Genomic DNA, 17,072 nt, shown 5'->3' with positions numbered 1-17,072 from the left:
CGCGATCGGGCGGCCCTGCCCGATCGTCAGCGACCACGCGAGGTGATGTTCATGTCGTCGATCGCAATATCAGGCATCAAAACACGGACCGGCGCGATGGATCGCAGCGACAGCCTGCGGCCACTGGCACTGGCCGCGCCGCTGCTGCTCCTGCTCGCCTTCAGCTTTGGGGCGCCGATCGTGCTGTTGCTGTCGCGCGCCGTCTATGAGCCGACCATCGCCAATACGCTGCCACACACCATCGCGGCCTTGGGCACGGACAGCGCCGCAGGCGTGCCGGCCGAACCGGTCTTCCACGCCTTTGCGGAGGATATGAAGGCGGCCCAGGCGGCGGGCGCGATCTATGAATTCGCCAAGACCCTTAACACCCGCCTGCCCGGCGCGCGCAGCCAGGTGTTGCGCGTGGCGCGCCTTGCCGGTCAGGATGCGGCGGTCACCAAAGAGGCGATGATCAAGGCGGCGCCGCTTCTCGGCGAAGACCAGGGCTGGGCGGCAATCCGATCGGGGACCAACCGCTTAACCTCATTCTTTCTGCTCAGCGCGTTCGACCTGCGCTGGACCGATCAGGGAACGATCGGCGCGGTGCCCGCCGGTCAGGCCGTGTTCACCCGGGTGTTCGGCCGGACCTTCCTGATCGCAACGCTGGTGACGCTAGCGACACTGGCGCTTGCCTTCCCGCTCGCCTATGTGATGACCAACGTGCGGCCGTTGATCGCCGGCATCGTGCTCGTGCTGGTGCTGCTGCCGTTCTGGACGTCGATCCTGGTACGCACGGCAGCATGGACCGTGATCCTTCAGAAATACGGTCTGCTCAACGACCTGCTGCTCTGGCTCGGTGTGACGTCTGACCGTCTCGAGCTGATGTACAGCCGGACGGGTCTCATCATCGCCATGACGCACATCCAGCTGCCCTTCACGCTGCTGCCGATCTACAGCGTGATGCGCGCGGTAAACACGTCGCAGCTCAGGGCAGCCCAGTCGCTTGGCGCCCGACCCTTAACCGTGTTCCGCAGGGTCTATCTGCCCCAGGTCATGCCGGGTGTGCTGGCCGGCTGCCTGCTCACCTTCATCCTGTGCCTTGGCTATTACATCACGCCGGTCCTGATCGGCGGCGCCAGCGACCAGTTGATCAGCAATTTCATTGCCAACTACGTCAACGTCGAATTGAACTGGGAAATGGCGGCCGCGCTCAGCTTCGTGCTGCTTGCGTCCACGCTCGGCCTGTACGTGACGATGACGCGCTATCTCGGTCTCGACCTCTTCAAGATGGGATGAAGCGCCATGCTGCTGTCGCCCTACCCGACCACCACTGAACGGATCCGCGTCGCTGCGCTGTGGTTCTGGTGCATGCTGGTGCTGATCTTCCTCGTCGTGCCGATCTTCGTGCCGGTGCCGCTGTCCTTCAACAGCGGGTCATTCTTCACCTTCCCGCTCGCAGGCGTTTCGACACGCTGGTACGAAGTGGTGCTTGGGACGCCGCGCTGGCGTGCCGCCATCGGCAACAGCCTCTTGATCGGCGCGGGCGCCACCGTCCTTGCGACCTTCCTCGGAACGCTCACCGCGATCGGCTTGTCCGACCCGAAATTCCCTGCGCGGCGATACATCGTGCCGCTCTTGATTTCGCCCCTGATCGTCCCGGTCGTCGTGACCGCCGTCGGGACTTATCTGTTCTATGCGCGCCTCGGGCTCGCCAACACCTATGCGGGCATCATCCTCGCCCACACCGTGCTGGCGAGCCCCTTTGTCGTGGTGACCGTCGGGGCGAGCCTCTCGGGGTTCGATCGCAACCTGATGCGGGCGACGTCCATTCTCGGAGCCAAGCCGCTGACCGGATTCCTCAGGGTCATGCTGCCGCTGATCCTGCCCGGCGTATTGTCCGGCGCAGCCTTTGCTTTTGTGACGTCCTTCGACGAGGTGGTCGTCGTACAGTTTCTCGCCAACGCGCAGCAGCGCACCCTGCCGCTCGAAATGTTCACGGGCCTGCGCGAGCAACTGAGCCCGGCGATCACGGCGGCCGCGACCTTGATGATGGGCCTGTCGATCCTGTTGCTGATCGTCGCCAATCTGCTCGCCCGTCGATCGCGGCAAGCCGGCGCCCCGGCCGAGTGAGGCCTTGTTGCATGTCCTACCATACGACGATCGACGGCACGCGCTGGAGCTTTCACGACCTCAAGACGCTGCTTGCCAAGGCGTCGCCTGCCCGCTCCGGTGATGCTCTGGCCGGCGTCGCGGCCAAGAGCGCGATCGAGCGTGTTGCCGCCCAGATGGCGCTGGCTGATCTTCCACTCAAGACCTTTCTCAACGTCGATCTTGTGCCGTATGAGGAAGACGAGGTCTCCCGTCTGATCCTCGACGGCCATGATCCGGCGGCATTCGAACCCGTGTCCCATCTGACCGTCGGCGGGTTCCGCGAGTGGCTGCTCGACGCCGAGACCACGACAAGCCATCTGACGGCGCTCGCCTCCGGCCTTACCCCGGAAATGGCCGCGGCGGTGTCCAAGATCATGCGTGCGCAGGACCTCATCGCGGTTGCCGCCAAATGCAACGTCGTGACCGCGTTCCGCAACACGATCGGATTGGCCGGCCGTCTGTCCACGCGACTGCAACCGAATCATCCGACTGACGATTCCCGTGGAATCGCCGCGAGCCTGCTTGACGGCCTCCTGTTCGGCGCCGGCGATGCCGTGATCGGCGTCAATCCCGCGACCGATACCTTGCAGGACTATATGCGCGTCGTCAGGCTGCTCGACGATGTCCGCCAGCGCCTCGATGTTCCGACGCAGACCTGCTGCCTGGGTCATGTCACGACCGCGATCCACGCCATCAATCTCGGCGCCCCGGTCGATCTCGTCTTCCAATCCATCGCCGGTTCGGAAAAAGCCAATCGCGGGTTCGGGATCAGCCTGTCGGTCCTGGCCGAGGCCCAGGATGCCGCGCTCTCGCTGGCGCGCGGGACGGTCGGCCGCAACGTCATGTATTTTGAAACCGGACAAGGCAGTGCATTGTCCGCCGACGCGCATTTTGGCATCGACCAGCAGACGATGGAGGCACGCGCCTATGCGATCGCGCGGCGGTTCACGCCGCTGCTCGTCAACACTGTCGTCGGCTTCATCGGTCCCGAATATCTCTACAACGGCAAGGAAATTACGCGCGCCGGGCTTGAGGATCATTTCTGCGGAAAGCTGCTCGGCGTGCCGATGGGATGCGACGTCTGCTACACCAACCACACCGAAGCCGATCAGGACGACATGGATACGCTGCTGACGCTGCTCAGCGCCGCAGGCGTCACCTTCGTCATCGCGGTCCCCGGCGCCGACGACGTCATGCTGAACTATCAGAGCCTGGCATTTCACGACATCCTCTACGCCCGCCAGACTCTCGGTCGGCGATGTGCTCCGGAGTTCGAGGATTGGCTGCAGCGGATGGGCCTCACCGACCCGGACGGTCGCCTGCTCGATCAGGCGGCGTCCGGAGCGATCGGCCCGGCCATTGCGCTGATCGAGACGATGAGGACCTGATGATGCGAGACGACCCTCCGCATGAAAGCGATCACCTCGCGGTGCTCGACAAGCTCGCGAGCCTGCGACGCTTCACGCCGGCGCGCATCGCGCTTGGGCGAAGCGGGTCCGGGCAACTGACTGAGACGAGTCTCCGCTTCATGCTCGATCATGCCCGCGCGCGCGACGCCGTTCACGCCACGCTTGATTTCGATTCGATCGGGCAATTGCTTCGCGAGCGGGACTGGAGCGTCGTTGCCGTCCGGAGCGCCGCTGCCGATCGGGCCGAATATCTGCGCCGCCCGGATCTGGGACGCCGCCTTTCGCCCGAGGGGCGTCTTGCCATCGAGGGCCATCGGCGTGGCGACGATGTCGCGATCATCGCCGCCGATGGCCTCTCCGCTTCGGCCATCGAAATCAACCTTCAGCCATTGCTCGATGATCTGCGGCAGCTGTTGTTGGCCCGGGGCCTCACGATCGGCCCCCTCGTTCTGGTCGAGCAGGGACGCGTCGCAATCGGTGACGAGATTGGTGAAACGCTTGGCGCGAGGCTGGTCGTCGTCCTGATCGGCGAACGTCCGGGTCTGTCGGCGGCGGACTCGCTCGGCGCCTACGTGACGTGGCGGCCACGGATCGGCATGATGGATGCGAGCCGAAATTGCATATCCAATATTCGCCCCGCAGGACTGCCGCCGGAAGAGGCCGCGACACAGATCGTCGGCGTGATCGAGAAGGCATTCAAGCATGCCGTGACGGGCGTCCAGCTGAACGATTTGCGGGGAGGTGAAGCAATCCCTGTGGTCGGGCCTCGAGAATAGGCGCCGTGCCGTGAGCCCTAGCTGCACGACTTCAAAGATGGCGCGCAAATTCAGAACCCTAGATCGTCTTGGTCAGGCGCACAGAATCGTACAAGATCGTAGGCTGGCGTGGAAAATCGCACAAATGGCGGAGAGAGTGTCAGTCAATCCCTATTGATGCACAAGCTGTTTATCGTTCCATCGGGTAGAAACCTACGGTCCTAGCTACACTACTTTGGTAGATTGTTAGTTGGCGATCGTAACGGATTCCCGAATCGATGTTTCAATGATTCATGATGCCCGCACCACGCCTCCGGGAAAACGGCGTCGCGATGCGATATGGAGCGCTGCCCAACTTCTCCTGCTCACCCACGATGACCAATGTGGGATCGTAAGCCGCTGTGCGAAGCCGGCAGACGAGGACAACGTAGCGGCTGTACATTCCGAAATGCTGTCCTCTTGTTAGCGCCGGACGATCGGAAACTATTCGTTTCATTGCAATGGGCGGGGAACGGCTGGCACTCGGTCAGCATTCGTGCTCGTTCCAGTGATGACGACCACCGAGGCAGTGGTGCCGGCGCGCAATTTGATGTTGTCTGGAAGCTTCTCGATGCGCACAATTACCGGTATGCGCTGCGCAAGTCTGATCCACTCGAAGGTCGGCTGGACGGAGGGCAATAACTCGTAGCCTGTGCTGCCGTTTTGCTGGGCGATGCCCCAGCCGATGCTCTCGACGCTGGCTTCCAGGGGAGTGGAGGGATAACTCATCAGCGTGACAACGGCCCGATCTCCTTTCTCGAAATTCCCCACGAATGTTTCTCGGAAGAACGCCTGGACATAGAAGCTGTTGGCATCAATCACAGCCATTGTCGCTTGATTGGCAACCACAGAATCCCCGACGTGCAATTGTAAATTGGTGACATATCCATCCGTAGGGGCATATACCTTCGTGAAGTCAAGGTTCAATTGAGCAATTTCCAAGTCCGCCGAGGCCCGGCGCAACCGGGGGTTGTCCACTCCGGGCGTACCAAGATCGGCTATCGACCGAGCCAAAGCGTCTTTCGAGCGCTCCAGCTCAGCCGTCGCCTGGTTTACCTGCGCTTTGGCTCCGTTCAATTTGGCCAGAGCCTCCAGATACGTGGTATTCTTGTTATCGTAATCCCTCTGATCGGTCACCCCTTGGTCTAGCAGAGTCTTGGTGCGTTCTAATTCGACCCGCGCGTTCTCCGTATTTGCGGCATAACCCTCCACCTCGAACCTCGCCTCGTTACGAGCTGATTCGCTCTGCGAGACAGCGTCCCTCATCACGTCAACCTGTTCGGTAAGGGACTTGATAATGTCACGCATGTTGTCGAGCTGGGCACGCGCGAGGTTCACGGTTGCCTGGAACGTACGTGGGTCGATTTCGAACAGCAGATCACCCTTTTTCACCAGCTGATTATTCTGGATCGGCACCTGAACGAGCGCACCGGATACACGTGGGACAACCTGGACAACCTGTGCCCGCACCAAGCCGTCCCGTGTCCAGGGATATCTCACGTAGTCGAGGTATTTGTATGTAATCATGCCAAGAGCAGTCAGCACGATCACGCCTGTCGTGATGACTTTGACAATCGGTTTCATGGCTCTCACCCCGGAAACAGAAAGATCGAGAGCAAGCCGGTGTAAATCACAACCAGCGCGATCAACACCAGCGACGGATGATACAAGTACCGTGACACTCGGAAACGATTCAAAAGTCGTGCCGTGATCGAGGCAGCAACGAGACCCAGGGCGGCATCAAGCAGTATCGGCGGGAAGAAAACTTCCCCGATGTGTAGCTCGTGGGGGATTAGGTGCATCGACACCCACTCCGTCAGAACCGGGCCTCACGCAGGCAAGCCCAATCAATCCCGCCCGCCTGCCTCGCGAAATTCACCAGCGCCTCAGATACGCCACGGAATGCGCCGAGTAGGCGAACTGAATTCTCATTCTCTGTTGTCGAAGTGCCTGCCTTGTCCGCAACTGCAACTGCTTCCTCGATCTGTCCTTCGAGTTGCTCCAACATCGCATCAAGCCGCGCGCGAAAATCGGCAAAATCAGCCGCCTCGGGACGCTGTGAGAGATTGCCGAAGATATCCTGCAACCCGAGTCGCCACTTACGCACCTCGGAGAGCAATTCGCGTGCAAGCACTTGTGATTGCGGTGTCGCGCGGATCTCAATAAGGTCTTGCATGCGGTAAGAAAGGGCTTGCAGGCTGTCGACGAGCGCGAGCACCTGGTTGGTCGAAGATCGACCCAAGGCGGCTGCGGGCAGCGCACTTGCCCAGATGGCGAGCTGGCCCGGGACTCTTTTCAGGTCGCCGAGATGCAACTCACGCCTGAGACGCTGCCACAGCGTTGGCGGCTCGGCTGGATTCCAGGACAGCGTCGAGACAAGGCATGCACAAGCGCCAAAGAAGCGGCTCAACAGGCGAAGGAACACGTGCTCAGCACGGAAAGAAACGGGAAAATGCGTCGCGACCGCCAACACTGCAAAAACCAGCGGCAGGACCACGGCGAGGTTCGCGACATTGAGAAAGTTGTAGTTCTGCTCGTTGTTAACGCCCATCACCAAGACGAGCAATCCAAGGGCCGCAGCCTTGCCCGCGGCCTGTATAGGTCGATGGAACAGGTAGCAGATCAGGAAGACAGTAGCGAAAATCACAACCCCCAAGCTGGCGAAGGTCGTGAGGTGGGGCATCACCAGGACGTAGATTGCGCCTCCGAGAGCGATGCCAAATGCAACGGGCAAAAACACGCGCACGATCGGCGCCTGCGGCGTCATGCAAAGCGCCATTGAAAGCGAGTTGACGAGAACAATGAATTCAACCGTGTCCGGGATATCCGGCACGTAGAGAGCGATAAACCATGCTAGCCACAGGCCCGTGAACCATCGTGCGACGCTCGCGAGGCGCTCAGGATCGAGCGCTGATGAAAGTAGCGACATCGACTCGTAGGCCGGATTAACCTTGGCGCGAGTGAAGTTCCGGATGTCGGCGACTGTCTCAAACAGATCGCGCGTGAGCTTGTCGATCTCCTGGAGGTGACTGCCATAAAGAAGGAGCGCTGCTCGGTGGAACGGCGAAAGCGAGCCCAACCTTTCTTCGACGTTCAAGGGCACAGAAGTCGGCCCGCGCTCCGGCGGGTACCCTTCCAGCATGCGTCCGATTTCAGAGAACCGGCGGTCGAGCTCGGCAGCGAATTTTGGAAGCCCCGGCATCGGCAGCTCGCGGTTAAATTCCTTCGTAGAGCTCTGCCGCAGGCGTTCAAACGTGCTGCTCAATTGCAAAAGCTGGCGGATTAAGCCTCGCCACGCGAGGCGGGCTTCCCATACTTCGTAGCTGTCGACCTCCGCGCCGTCGAGCAGACTACTAAGATGAGCCAACACTTGTGTCGCCTGTTGCTTGAGAGCTTCTGGGTTCGCGTCGCGCATCTCACCGATTGTCGGTGTGAGATAGTACGCCGCGAGTTGACGCTGAGCGGCCACGAGCCGACGCACTGCATTCTCAAGGGCTCCACGGCTACTGATCGGCCAGATCAGGAGCCAGACCAGGCTGTAGCTCATGACACCCAGCGCTGTTTCCTCGAAACGAGTTACAACTGTCTGAAAATCATTGAGCGGGTTGGAGCCGCCGGCGAGTGCAAGGAGCGGCACCGAGAGCCCGGCAACGTTCCAGAAATACCATCGGGAAGTGCCAGCCATCATATAGGTGCAGAAGCCGGTGACGATGCTCATGCCAATCAGGAACAGCCAGCGGTCCTGCGGAAACAGAGCAATGAGGGTGATGGTCGCGACAATCGCCAAAAAGGTCCCGCATAACCGCAACAGGCCTTTATTGAGTGATTCTCCGACGGCCGACAGGGTGCAAAACGCGACGGAAAATGCGGCCCAATCAGCATTGCCCCAGTTCATGGAAAGGGCGACACCATAGGCAAGCACCATGGCGAGCGCAGTCTTGATCGCCGCCTTGACCCGATCCGACAATACTCCCTTGTCCGGATCACTGATTGGCATCATCGTAACGCCGTTCGGCAGAGTCACTATCGACGCTCATTATCTTCCCGTCGCGTCCTCAATGAACGCGCCGATCCGTCGCTGGCGCAGCAAGAAGCTTGTCTATTCCGCCTTGATCCCTCGCCGGCCGCCCGACCGAGCCTCGACATGACGCAGAGACCTTCCTTGCGGACGTCAAACCCCTTGATAGTCGGTGTTTAGGTGAACGGCGGAAACAGTGCTATGCGAATTCGGCGGGAACACGGTTTGGCCAGCCCATGGTGGCTTATCAGGCACAAGACCGACCGCTCGGGCCGCTCGCCGCCGGCAGACAGGAAGGCCGGACGTCCGGCATGAGTAAACGCTCATCCGCGCGGAGACCTGGCCGCCACGGTGCACGAGTCCGGAAGTGCCGCGAAGCTGCTTGGAAGTCCCTGCGTTCGACATAAATCCGCTTTATGTAAGCGCGACTTACTCAATGTTTGCTTCGCTCCGGAAGGCGACCGAAGTGACAAACTGTGGTGATGTCCCGACATGTTATGATGGATGCCGTCGCGCGTCATCCATTGCTGGAGGTCACGTATTTGGCGAGCATTGACCAGTACACCTGCATCATCGCGAAAAGGTACGCCGTGCTCACACCGAACAGTATCATCCCGTTAACTGCTTCCAGACCGCCCATCATCTGCCAAGGTCGCTGCAGCGTCAGCCCTGATGCGCCTAGCGTGGCCATCGACTCTACGGAATAGAACAGGGCGTCTGTGGGCGAATCGAGAGCGCCAACCCACAAATAAACCGCTGCCCAAATCCCGCACTCTGTCAGGTGCAGCACGGCCAATAGCAATCCAACCAGTCCGGTTGCACATATCAGAATCGCGATCAGGTTCCACTCATCAAGGTTACGCGTTTCCAGTTGGACTCGTATCCTCATTCCCACGAAAGCCACAATCAGAACAACTGTCGCGTGAATGGTCATAGTCAACACGATGAGCGACAGACCCCAACGCCAGCTTGGGTTGTCCAACATCTCCATCGAGCGCTCTCCTCAAAATCACGTTATTCCCGCCATCTTGGCGCGTCCGACTTCGCTCCGAGAGCGGACATTCGTCCAATGCCGCGTTTATGAGTACACGCCGTAGCTGGCTTCATCGCTGATGTTGTCGATCGTGACACCGTAACGAAGCCTCCTCAGCCTCTACCTGGTACGAGGCTCCCTTGCGTTTTGAGTTTCCTCGACTTTAGGCGTGAGCATCGCTTTGAGCTCTTCTTCGAGCGATCGTGGCGAAATCCCGAGCAGGTCAAATCCCGGCTGGCGGCCCGACGCCGTCGTGTCGATCTGCATAAGCTCAACCTGATTGCGGGTGAGCGGCGGATGCGGCAGGATCTCAGCGAAGCGGGCGACGGCATCCCAGAAGCCAAAGGGTATTCGCACCAGCACCGGCCGCAATCCTGCGATACGCGCAATGGTCCGCAGCAATTCCTCGTATGAGTAAACGCGCGGACCGGCCAGTTCGTAGATAGGAGACGGTCTTTGTGTTTGCCGCAGAATTTGTGCGATCGCCGCGGCGACGTCGTCCACATGCACCGGCTGAAGCCTCGTCCTGCCATCGCCGAATAGGGGATAAGCAGGCAAGGTCCGAAGCAGTCCGAGAATTGTCGTGAGAAAGGCGTCGTCCGGCGCAAACATTACCGCGGGGCGGATAACGACGACGTTAGGGAATGCGGCTTGCACGGCCGCCTCGCCCTCGCCGCGATTGCGGATATAGGGCGAAGGCGAGGCAGGATCAGCGCCTATTCCTGACAGGTGCACAAGCCGTTTGACCCCGGCCCGCCGCGCCACTCTAGCGATTCTGGCAGCCGCTTCGACGTGCACCGAATGAAATGTGTCGCCTCCATGCTCGATGTATAGGCTGACCGCGTTGACGACACCGTCGGCCCCCGCAACGGCGGCCTCCACGGCGTGCTCGTCATGTACATCAGCGACGATCTGTTCCGCGTTGTCGCCCTCGGCCCGCGCAGGATGACGTGAGGCTATGCGCACAGCAGAACCGGAGTCGCTCAAATGGCGCACGATGCGGCGACCAACAAAGCCAGTCCCCCCAAACACGGTCACGCGGTTCATTCCCTGGTCCATCCCGCGATCCTGTGCGACGTTCTGTATTGACCCGCCGAGCGTCGCGCGCACTGCCTCGGCGGCCTCCGCCGGCGAACGGCCTTGGTTCAGATGATGGGATATCGCATCAATCAATATCTGCGCTGCAGGTCCGACCGTTTGCCACTCTTTCCTGGCTTGATCGATTAGCGGCTCCGCTTCGGTATAGAGTGTTTGCGCCTGTTCGAAGAACGGTTGTGCCCTAATCAGAAGATCGATCAGCGCCTTGGTCGCCGGCAATGCCTGCTCAATTTGTTCCAGTTGCGCATCGCTAAGGCCGGAAAAGTGACCGATGGCTTCATTGAGCAAGTGTTTCAGCATAGCGCAACCTTGCTGGTAGTCGGACCGTGTCTTCCCTGTAACCAACTTGCTCCGTTAGCCGCCGCAATGTCTCCAATGGCTTCTCACCGAAAGCGGGCCCACGAACATTATCATACAGCGAATGGCGTTCCACCGCCGTTGCACGTGAGGTCTTGTCCTTGGTGACCAGCGAGCAGCGGTTTAGCGGGTCCGGGGGCTATTACCCCTACCCACCGTGCTACTGAGGACCGGCTGAACAATGCTTGCGAGCAGGATGGCTGAGGGGGCCTGCTTCTGCCGGATTCGCATAGGCCGGGATGACGAACTGTGGAAAGCTGCGACCTCGGCTCACCGCAGGGTGCGAATGAGTGAGCAGCCTTCTGCATGTTTTGCGAGCTTCATCAATCCTCGCGACATCATGTTTGGGAATGGCGCATCCCCGGCGAGGCTCCGGTGCACGTTGAGGTCATACCGCTGGTGATGACCGCGATTACCTCCCGAATCGTAAACGATGTCTCCAGGGGTTAGGGTAAGTGAGCAATCATACGACGAAGTCTCGCTTGCAATCTTCGGCGTCCAGCACGCGCCGTTTCTCCGTAGTCGATTTGTTCAAAGGCTGGCGGCGCTTCATAGCCGCGCGCCTGACTGCTTTCGCGGTGCGTTGCTACGGTTTGCTTTCGCTACTCGTCTTGACGGGCTGCGAGCCGGGTATCCTCCCTGCGAACGGCGTCATCGGCAAGGGCGACACGACGATACTGATCGACTCGCTCGCCATTATGCTGGCGATCGTGGTCCCGACAATCGTCGCAACGCTCGCTTTCGCATGGTGGTTCCGGTCGTCAAATTCGAGCGCGCGCCGTCGGCCGGATCTTATCTATTCCGGCCAGATAGAAATGGTTACCTGGTCCATCCCGCTGATGACGATCATGCTTTTGGGAGGCGTGGCCTGGATCGGCTCGCACCAACTCGATCCAGCCCAGCCGCTGCCGTCAAACGAGGCGCCGCTCAAGGTTCAAGTCGTCTCGCTCGACTGGAAATGGCTGTTCATCTACCCCGACCACAATATAGCGACCGTGAACCACCTCGTCATTCCCGCCGGCGCTCCGGTCCACTTCACGCTGACGTCGTCGAGCGTAATGAATGCCTTCTTCATCCCGAAGCTCGGCAGCATGATCTACACGATGAACCGCATGGCGACGCAGCTCTACCTCAATGCCGATCAGCCCGGAACCTTTCTTGGCATGTCGAGCCATTTCAGTGGCGACGGCTTCGCGACTATGGGGTTCAAGGTCGAAGCGCTGCCGAAGGATGGGTTCTCTGCCTGGGTCGAGGAGACCCGCAAAGGGGCCGCCACGACGCTCACCTCGCAGACCTACCAGGATCTCGCGAAGCAGAGCATGAATGTCGCTCCGTTCGCCTACTCGGCGGTCGAGCCGGATTTGTTCGATAAGGTCGTCAAGCAGTCGCTGCCTCCAGGTCCTGGACCGGTCGTTGAAACCAGTCCGGGCGCATCCAAGCGGGGGAAGAAATAGCATGTTGGGCAAGCTCAGCTGGGCGGCCATTCCGCTCGATCAGCCGATCCCGCTGTTGGCCGGCTGCCTCGCGTTCGGCATCGTGGGCGGCATCGCGGTCTATGTCGTGCTGAAGGGTTGGGCGCCGTATCTCTGGCGAGAATGGATCACCAGCGTCGATCACAAGCATATCGGCGTGATGTACGTCTTTCTGGCCATGGTCATGCTGCTGCGCGGCTTCACCGATGCCATCATGATGCGATCGCAGCAGGCGCTCGCCTTCCAGGCGCCGGGATACCTGCCGCCTGAGCATTACGATCAGATCTTCTCGGCGCACGGCACGCTGATGATCCTGTTCGTGGCGATGCCCTTCATGATCGGATTAATCAACATCGTCGTCCCCTTGCAACTCGGCGTCCGGGACGTCGCTTTCCCGACGCTCAATTCGGTTAGCTTCTGGCTGACGGCGACCGGCGCGCTGCTCATCAATCTCTCGCTGGTGATCGGTGAGTTCGCCCACACCGGCTGGCTGCCGTATCCACCGCTTTCGGAGTTCGCCTACTCGCCGGGCGTAGGGGTGGACTACTACCTATGGTCGCTGCAGATTTCCGGCGTCGGCACACTGCTGACGGGCGTCAATTTCGTTACTACGATTCTGAAGATTCGCGCTCCCGGCATGACCTATATGCGCATGCCCATCTTCTGCTGGACGGCACTGGGCTCCAGCCTGTTGATCGTTGCCGCATTCCCCATCCTTACCGCGACCTTGGCCATGCTGCTCTTGGATCGCTACTTCGGCTTTCACTTCTTCACCAACGAAGCCGGCGGCAACCCCATGATGTTCATGAACCTCATCTGGGCCTGGGGCCATCCTGAGGTTTACATCTTGATCCTGCCGGCGTTCGGCGTGTTCTCCGAGGTGGTCTCAACCTTCTCAGGCAAGCCGTTGTTCGGGTACCGCTCGATGGTGGCCGCGACGATGGCCATCTGCATCCTCGCCTTCATGGTCTGGCTGCATCACTTTTTCACCATGGGGGCCGGCGCAGACGTGAACGCGTTCTTCGGCGTCGCAACGATGATCATCGCAGTGCCGACGGGCGTCAAAGTGTTCAACTGGCTATTCACCATGTATGGCGGCCGCATCACCTATCCCCCACCGATGATGTGGGCGATCGGCTTCATCGTTACCTTCGTTATCGGCGGAATGACGGGCGTGCTGCTAGCTGTCCCTCCGGCTGACTTCGTGTTGCACAACAGCCTGTTTCTCGTGGCCCACTTCCATAACGTCGTCATTGGCGGCGTTCTGTTTGGTGCATTCGCCGGATACACTTTTTGGTTCCCGAAGGCCTTTGGCTTCCGCCTCAGAGAGGACCTGGGGATTGCCGCGTTCTGGTGCTGGTTCGTCGGATTCTATCTGGCATTCATGCCGCTCTACGTGCTGGGCTTCATGGGCATGACGCGGCGTATGCAACATTACGATGTTCCCGCGTGGCATCCCTGGCTCCTCGTGGCGGCCGCCGGCGTTGTCGTCATTCTCGCAGGAATCGGGCTGCAGATTGCGCAACTCGTGGTCAGCGTCCGACATCGCGAGCAGCTGCGCGACACAACCGGCGATCCCTGGAATGGACGCTCGCTGGAGTGGTCGACATCCTCGCCGCCGCCCGCCTTCAACTTTGCGGCGCTACCCCGAATTGAAGAGGACGACGCTTATTGGCAGACCAAGCAGCGCGCGCTCAGGCAGCACGTGCTCGCGGACGAGCCGGCCTACACGGACATCGAGCTACCACGCAATAGCGCGACCGGATTCGTAAGCGCCTTCTTCGCGTCCTTCCTGGGCTTCGCGCTCATCTGGCATATCTGGTGGCTAGCGGCTCTGTCCTTCCTCGGTGCCTTCGTGACTTTCGTCGCCTTCGCGTGGCGCGACAGGACCGAATATCGCGTTTCGGCCGAGGAAGTCGCTCGTATCGACCGGGAAAATCGCCGCGCCCGCCGCGCGGCGCTCGCTCACCTGGGGGCCGCCGAATGAGCATCGCGCTAGAAGACGCAAGAATTGATGTCGGCCGCCGGTCGTATCTGGGCCTGCGTATCGAGCACGCGGAGCGCAGCCTCGCCTCCAAGCGCGTCATCTCGGGCTTCGGTTTCTGGATCTTCCTGCTCAGCGACATCGTCATGTTCTCCGCGTTCTTTGCCGCTTACGCGGTTCTGTCCGGGGAGACGGCCGGCGGCCCGAGCGGGAAGGACCTGTTTGATCTCAACCGGGTTGCGTTGGAGACGGCGTGCCTGCTGTTGTCCAGCTTCGCCTGCGGCGTCGCAAGCATCGGCGCCCGCGCCCGGAGCGATTTCATGTATTACGGCGCCATGACAGCGACTGCACTGCTGGGTGCCGCGTTCCTCTTCCTGGAAATTCGCGAGTTCGCCGGCATGATCGCTCTAGGCGCTGGACCGACGCGCAGCGCCTTTCTGACGTCTTTCTTCGCCTTGGTCGGCTGCCACGGCCTGCACGTAACGTTGGGCCTCCTCTGGCTTCTGACGATGATGGCGCAGGTGTTCGCCAAGGGCTACCGGGCCGACATCATGAGGCGCGTTCTGTGCTTCGGCCTGTTCTGGCACACGCTGGACATCATCTGGGTCGGGATTTTTACGGTGGTCTATCTGATGGAGTTGGCCAAATGAGCGACACCGAAACTGGTCTGCATCTGCATGATAGCGACCTTGCTCCCGGCGACGAGCGGGCCGACGGCCGCGAGATCGCCGAAGGCATTCGCGGCTATCTGGTCGGCCTTGGGCTGGCCACGCTGATCACAGTTGTTGCGTTCATCGTATCCGGTACGTCGCTGGTCTGGCAGCCCAGCATTCCGATTGCACTGGTGGTGTTGGCGATCGCGCAGATGGGCATTCACCTTGTATTTTTTCTGCATATCACCACCGGCGCCGAAAGCTTGAACAACATGTTAGCACTCATGTTCGGCCTGCTGATCGTGGTTTTGCTGATTGTCGGATCACTATGGATCATGACTCATCTCAATCACAACATGATGCCGATTGAGCGGATCATTCAGATGCAGCATTAGGTCGGCGAGGGCGGAGGATAGGTCAACTGCAGGGTCGACAAAAGAGGCGGAAAATCGAGCGGGTCGTCTCATGTCGACGCACAGTAACCACACAGGAGGACCGTGATGCCCAACCATCAGCCTTTGCTGCGCAAGACCCATATCACGACTGAGCGCCCGCCGTTTGAGCGGATCGCATTAGTGCTGCAAGGCGGCGGTGCCCTTGGCGCCTATCAGGGCGGAGTTTATCAGGCCCTCGCGGAGGCCAATCTGCATCCGGACTGGGTCGCGGGCATTTCGATCGGAGCTATTAACTCGGCGCTTATTGCCGGCAATCCGCCGGAGAAGCGTGTCGAGAGATTGCGGGAATTCTGGGAAACCGTCAGCACCTCTCCGGTTGGAATGCCCTATTTTCCGGAGGTGAAGCTCGAAGACGAGTTCGCACACCGAATCGTCAACCAGCTGCGCTCATTCTCCATACTGCTCTTCGGCGCGCCCGGTTTCTTCAAACTCCGTCAGCCGCCACCCTACCTCTATCCGTCCACGAGCCCTGCAGCTATGAGCTACTACGATATTGCTCCGCTCAAAGCCACGCTCGAACGCCTGGTGGATTTCGACCTGATAAATGCCGGAGCAACTCGCTTCAGTGTCGGCACTGTGAATATCTGCAACGCCAACTTCGTCTACTTCGATAACGCAACCGACCGGATTGGCCCCGAGCATGTGATGGCGAGCGGGTCCCTGCCGTCCGGCTTTCCGGCTACAGAAATCGAGGGAGAATTCTACTGGGACGGCGGTCTAGTCTCCAACACACCGTTGCAATGGGTGCTTGATTACAACCCCCGGCAAGACACTCTCGTTTTTCAGCTCGATCTGTGGAGCGCGCGCGGCGAACTACCGCGTAACTTGACCGAGGTTGAAATGCGTCAAAAGGAGATACGCTTCTCCAGCCGCACGCGGGCCGCGACCGATCAATTCAAAAAACTGCAGATGGCTCGCCGGACAGCCGCAAAACTGCTCAAGAAGCTACCCAAGGACCTGCTGCAGTCGCCGGAGGCCGAGAGGCTGGCGGAGCTTGCGGATGAGAAGGTCTACAATCTTGTACAGCTCATCTACCACGCCAAGAATTATGAAGGTTGCTCCAAGGATTACGAGTTTTCCCGCCGCACGATGGAGGAACACTGGAAGGCCGGTTACAACGATGCGGTCCGCACGCTTCGCCATCCGGAGGTGCTGCAACGCCCGGACGGAGCGGACGGCGTCTTTGTTTTCGATCTCGCCGAACAAGATCGCGCAGTGGCGGGATGATTTGATGCAACACATTTCGGCAACAGTCAGGAGTCCGATTTATGAAGCTCGCCGATGTTCGTGCCAAGGCTTTCGCCATGCCACTCAACGACCCCGCCTATCCCAGGGGGCCGTACAAATTCTACAATCGCGAATTTGTTGTCATCAGCTACCGTACCGATGTGGATGCCTTGCGGGAAGTCGTGCCGGAACCACTGGAAGTTACTGGTGACACGGTCTCGTATGAGTTCATCCGCATGCCGGACTCCACCGGCTTTGGCGACTACACTGAAACCGGTCAAGTCATTCCGGTGCGGTTTCGTGCCGCTGACGGGGTGGTCCAGGAGGGCGGCTATGTGCACGCCATGTATCTCGACGATCATGCGCCGATCGCCGGCGGACGCGAGATCTGGGGTTTCCCAAAAAAGCTTGCTGCTCCGAAAATCACGCATGAGAGCGAAAC

General features: G+C 60.0%; 15 protein-coding genes. 10 read left to right on the top strand and 5 right to left on the bottom strand.

The window, feature by feature from the left end; translation table 11 throughout:
* The first annotated feature begins 51 nt into the window (after window positions 1-51).
* Genes YUU_RS0137960 through eutC form a run of 4 tightly spaced genes read left to right on the top strand, consistent with a single transcriptional unit; the run spans window position 52 to window position 4,315 of the window.
* On the top strand, window positions 52-1,275 hold the full coding sequence (locus YUU_RS0137960; protein ID WP_035664496.1) for an ABC transporter permease: 1,224 nt from the start codon (window positions 52-54) through the stop codon (window positions 1,273-1,275).
* 6 nt (window positions 1,276-1,281) lie between these two features.
* The gene (locus YUU_RS0137955) at window positions 1,282-2,109 is read left to right on the top strand and encodes an ABC transporter permease (protein WP_084801732.1); all 828 of its coding nucleotides are present in this window, start codon (window positions 1,282-1,284) and stop codon (window positions 2,107-2,109) included.
* An 11-nt stretch (window positions 2,110-2,120) separates the two neighbouring features.
* Window positions 2,121-3,518, top strand: a complete 1,398-nt coding sequence (locus YUU_RS0137950) for an ethanolamine ammonia-lyase subunit EutB (RefSeq protein WP_027527006.1) — start codon at window positions 2,121-2,123, stop codon at window positions 3,516-3,518.
* The gene (eutC, locus tag YUU_RS0137945) at window positions 3,518-4,315 is read left to right on the top strand and encodes an ethanolamine ammonia-lyase subunit EutC (protein ID WP_245288227.1); all 798 of its coding nucleotides are present in this window, start codon (window positions 3,518-3,520) and stop codon (window positions 4,313-4,315) included. Before YUU_RS0137950 ends, eutC begins: the two co-directional genes overlap by 1 nt.
* Before the next feature lie 471 nt (window positions 4,316-4,786).
* Here the strand turns inward: eutC and YUU_RS0137935 are convergent, their stop codons facing one another.
* The 5 genes from YUU_RS0137935 to YUU_RS53030 form a co-directional block, all read right to left on the bottom strand.
* On the bottom strand, window positions 4,787-5,917 hold the full coding sequence (locus YUU_RS0137935; RefSeq protein ID WP_051390101.1) for an HlyD family secretion protein: 1,131 nt from the start codon (window positions 5,915-5,917) through the stop codon (window positions 4,787-4,789).
* Between the two features lie 5 nt (window positions 5,918-5,922).
* Window positions 5,923-6,135: a DUF1656 domain-containing protein gene (locus YUU_RS62915; RefSeq protein ID WP_027527003.1), complete on the bottom strand. Its 213-nt coding sequence runs from the start codon at window positions 6,133-6,135 to the stop codon at window positions 5,923-5,925.
* A gap of 14 nt (window positions 6,136-6,149) precedes the next feature.
* Window positions 6,150-8,333, bottom strand: a complete 2,184-nt coding sequence (locus YUU_RS0137925; protein WP_156944737.1) for an FUSC family protein — start codon at window positions 8,331-8,333, stop codon at window positions 6,150-6,152.
* A 535-nt stretch (window positions 8,334-8,868) separates the two neighbouring features.
* Complete coding sequence (locus YUU_RS0137920; protein WP_198031901.1) at window positions 8,869-9,342, bottom strand: ion channel; 474 nt, start codon at window positions 9,340-9,342, stop codon at window positions 8,869-8,871.
* Window positions 9,343-9,504: 162 nt separating this feature from the next.
* The gene (locus YUU_RS53030; RefSeq protein WP_245288226.1) at window positions 9,505-10,782 is read right to left on the bottom strand and encodes a complex I NDUFA9 subunit family protein; all 1,278 of its coding nucleotides are present in this window, start codon (window positions 10,780-10,782) and stop codon (window positions 9,505-9,507) included.
* Window positions 10,783-11,294: 512 nt separating this feature from the next.
* On the opposite strand from YUU_RS53030, the gene cyoA reads away from it, so the two are divergent.
* From cyoA to YUU_RS0137885, 6 genes are all read left to right on the top strand, one after another.
* Window positions 11,295-12,293, top strand: coding sequence for a ubiquinol oxidase subunit II (cyoA, locus tag YUU_RS0137910; protein ID WP_371260552.1), 999 nt, complete (start codon window positions 11,295-11,297; stop codon window positions 12,291-12,293).
* A 1-nt stretch (window position 12,294) separates the two neighbouring features.
* Window positions 12,295-14,298: a cytochrome o ubiquinol oxidase subunit I gene (gene cyoB / locus YUU_RS0137905; RefSeq protein WP_027526999.1), complete on the top strand. Its 2,004-nt coding sequence runs from the start codon at window positions 12,295-12,297 to the stop codon at window positions 14,296-14,298.
* A complete protein-coding gene (locus tag YUU_RS0137900) occupies window positions 14,295-14,945 on the top strand; it encodes a cytochrome (ubi)quinol oxidase subunit III (protein WP_051390100.1) in 651 nt (216 codons plus the stop codon). The genes cyoB and YUU_RS0137900 overlap by 4 nt, the downstream gene beginning before the upstream one ends.
* Window positions 14,942-15,343 (top strand): cytochrome o ubiquinol oxidase subunit IV, encoded by a 402-nt coding sequence (cyoD, locus tag YUU_RS0137895; RefSeq protein WP_035664488.1) that lies wholly within the window; start codon window positions 14,942-14,944, stop codon window positions 15,341-15,343. Before YUU_RS0137900 ends, cyoD begins: the two co-directional genes overlap by 4 nt.
* A 105-nt stretch (window positions 15,344-15,448) precedes the next feature.
* Window positions 15,449-16,630 (top strand): patatin-like phospholipase family protein, encoded by a 1,182-nt coding sequence (locus tag YUU_RS0137890; protein ID WP_035664486.1) that lies wholly within the window; start codon window positions 15,449-15,451, stop codon window positions 16,628-16,630.
* 41 nt (window positions 16,631-16,671) lie between these two features.
* The coding region (locus tag YUU_RS0137885) for an acetoacetate decarboxylase (protein WP_027527031.1) at window positions 16,672-17,072 on the top strand (401 nt) is incomplete at its 3' end.

This window comes from Bradyrhizobium sp. Ec3.3 (assembly GCF_000472925.1).
In the GTDB taxonomy this organism is placed as follows: domain Bacteria; phylum Pseudomonadota; class Alphaproteobacteria; order Rhizobiales; family Xanthobacteraceae; genus Bradyrhizobium.
The sequence above is the reverse complement of the archived record's forward strand: the minus strand, read 5'-3'. Positions and strand labels throughout refer to the sequence as shown.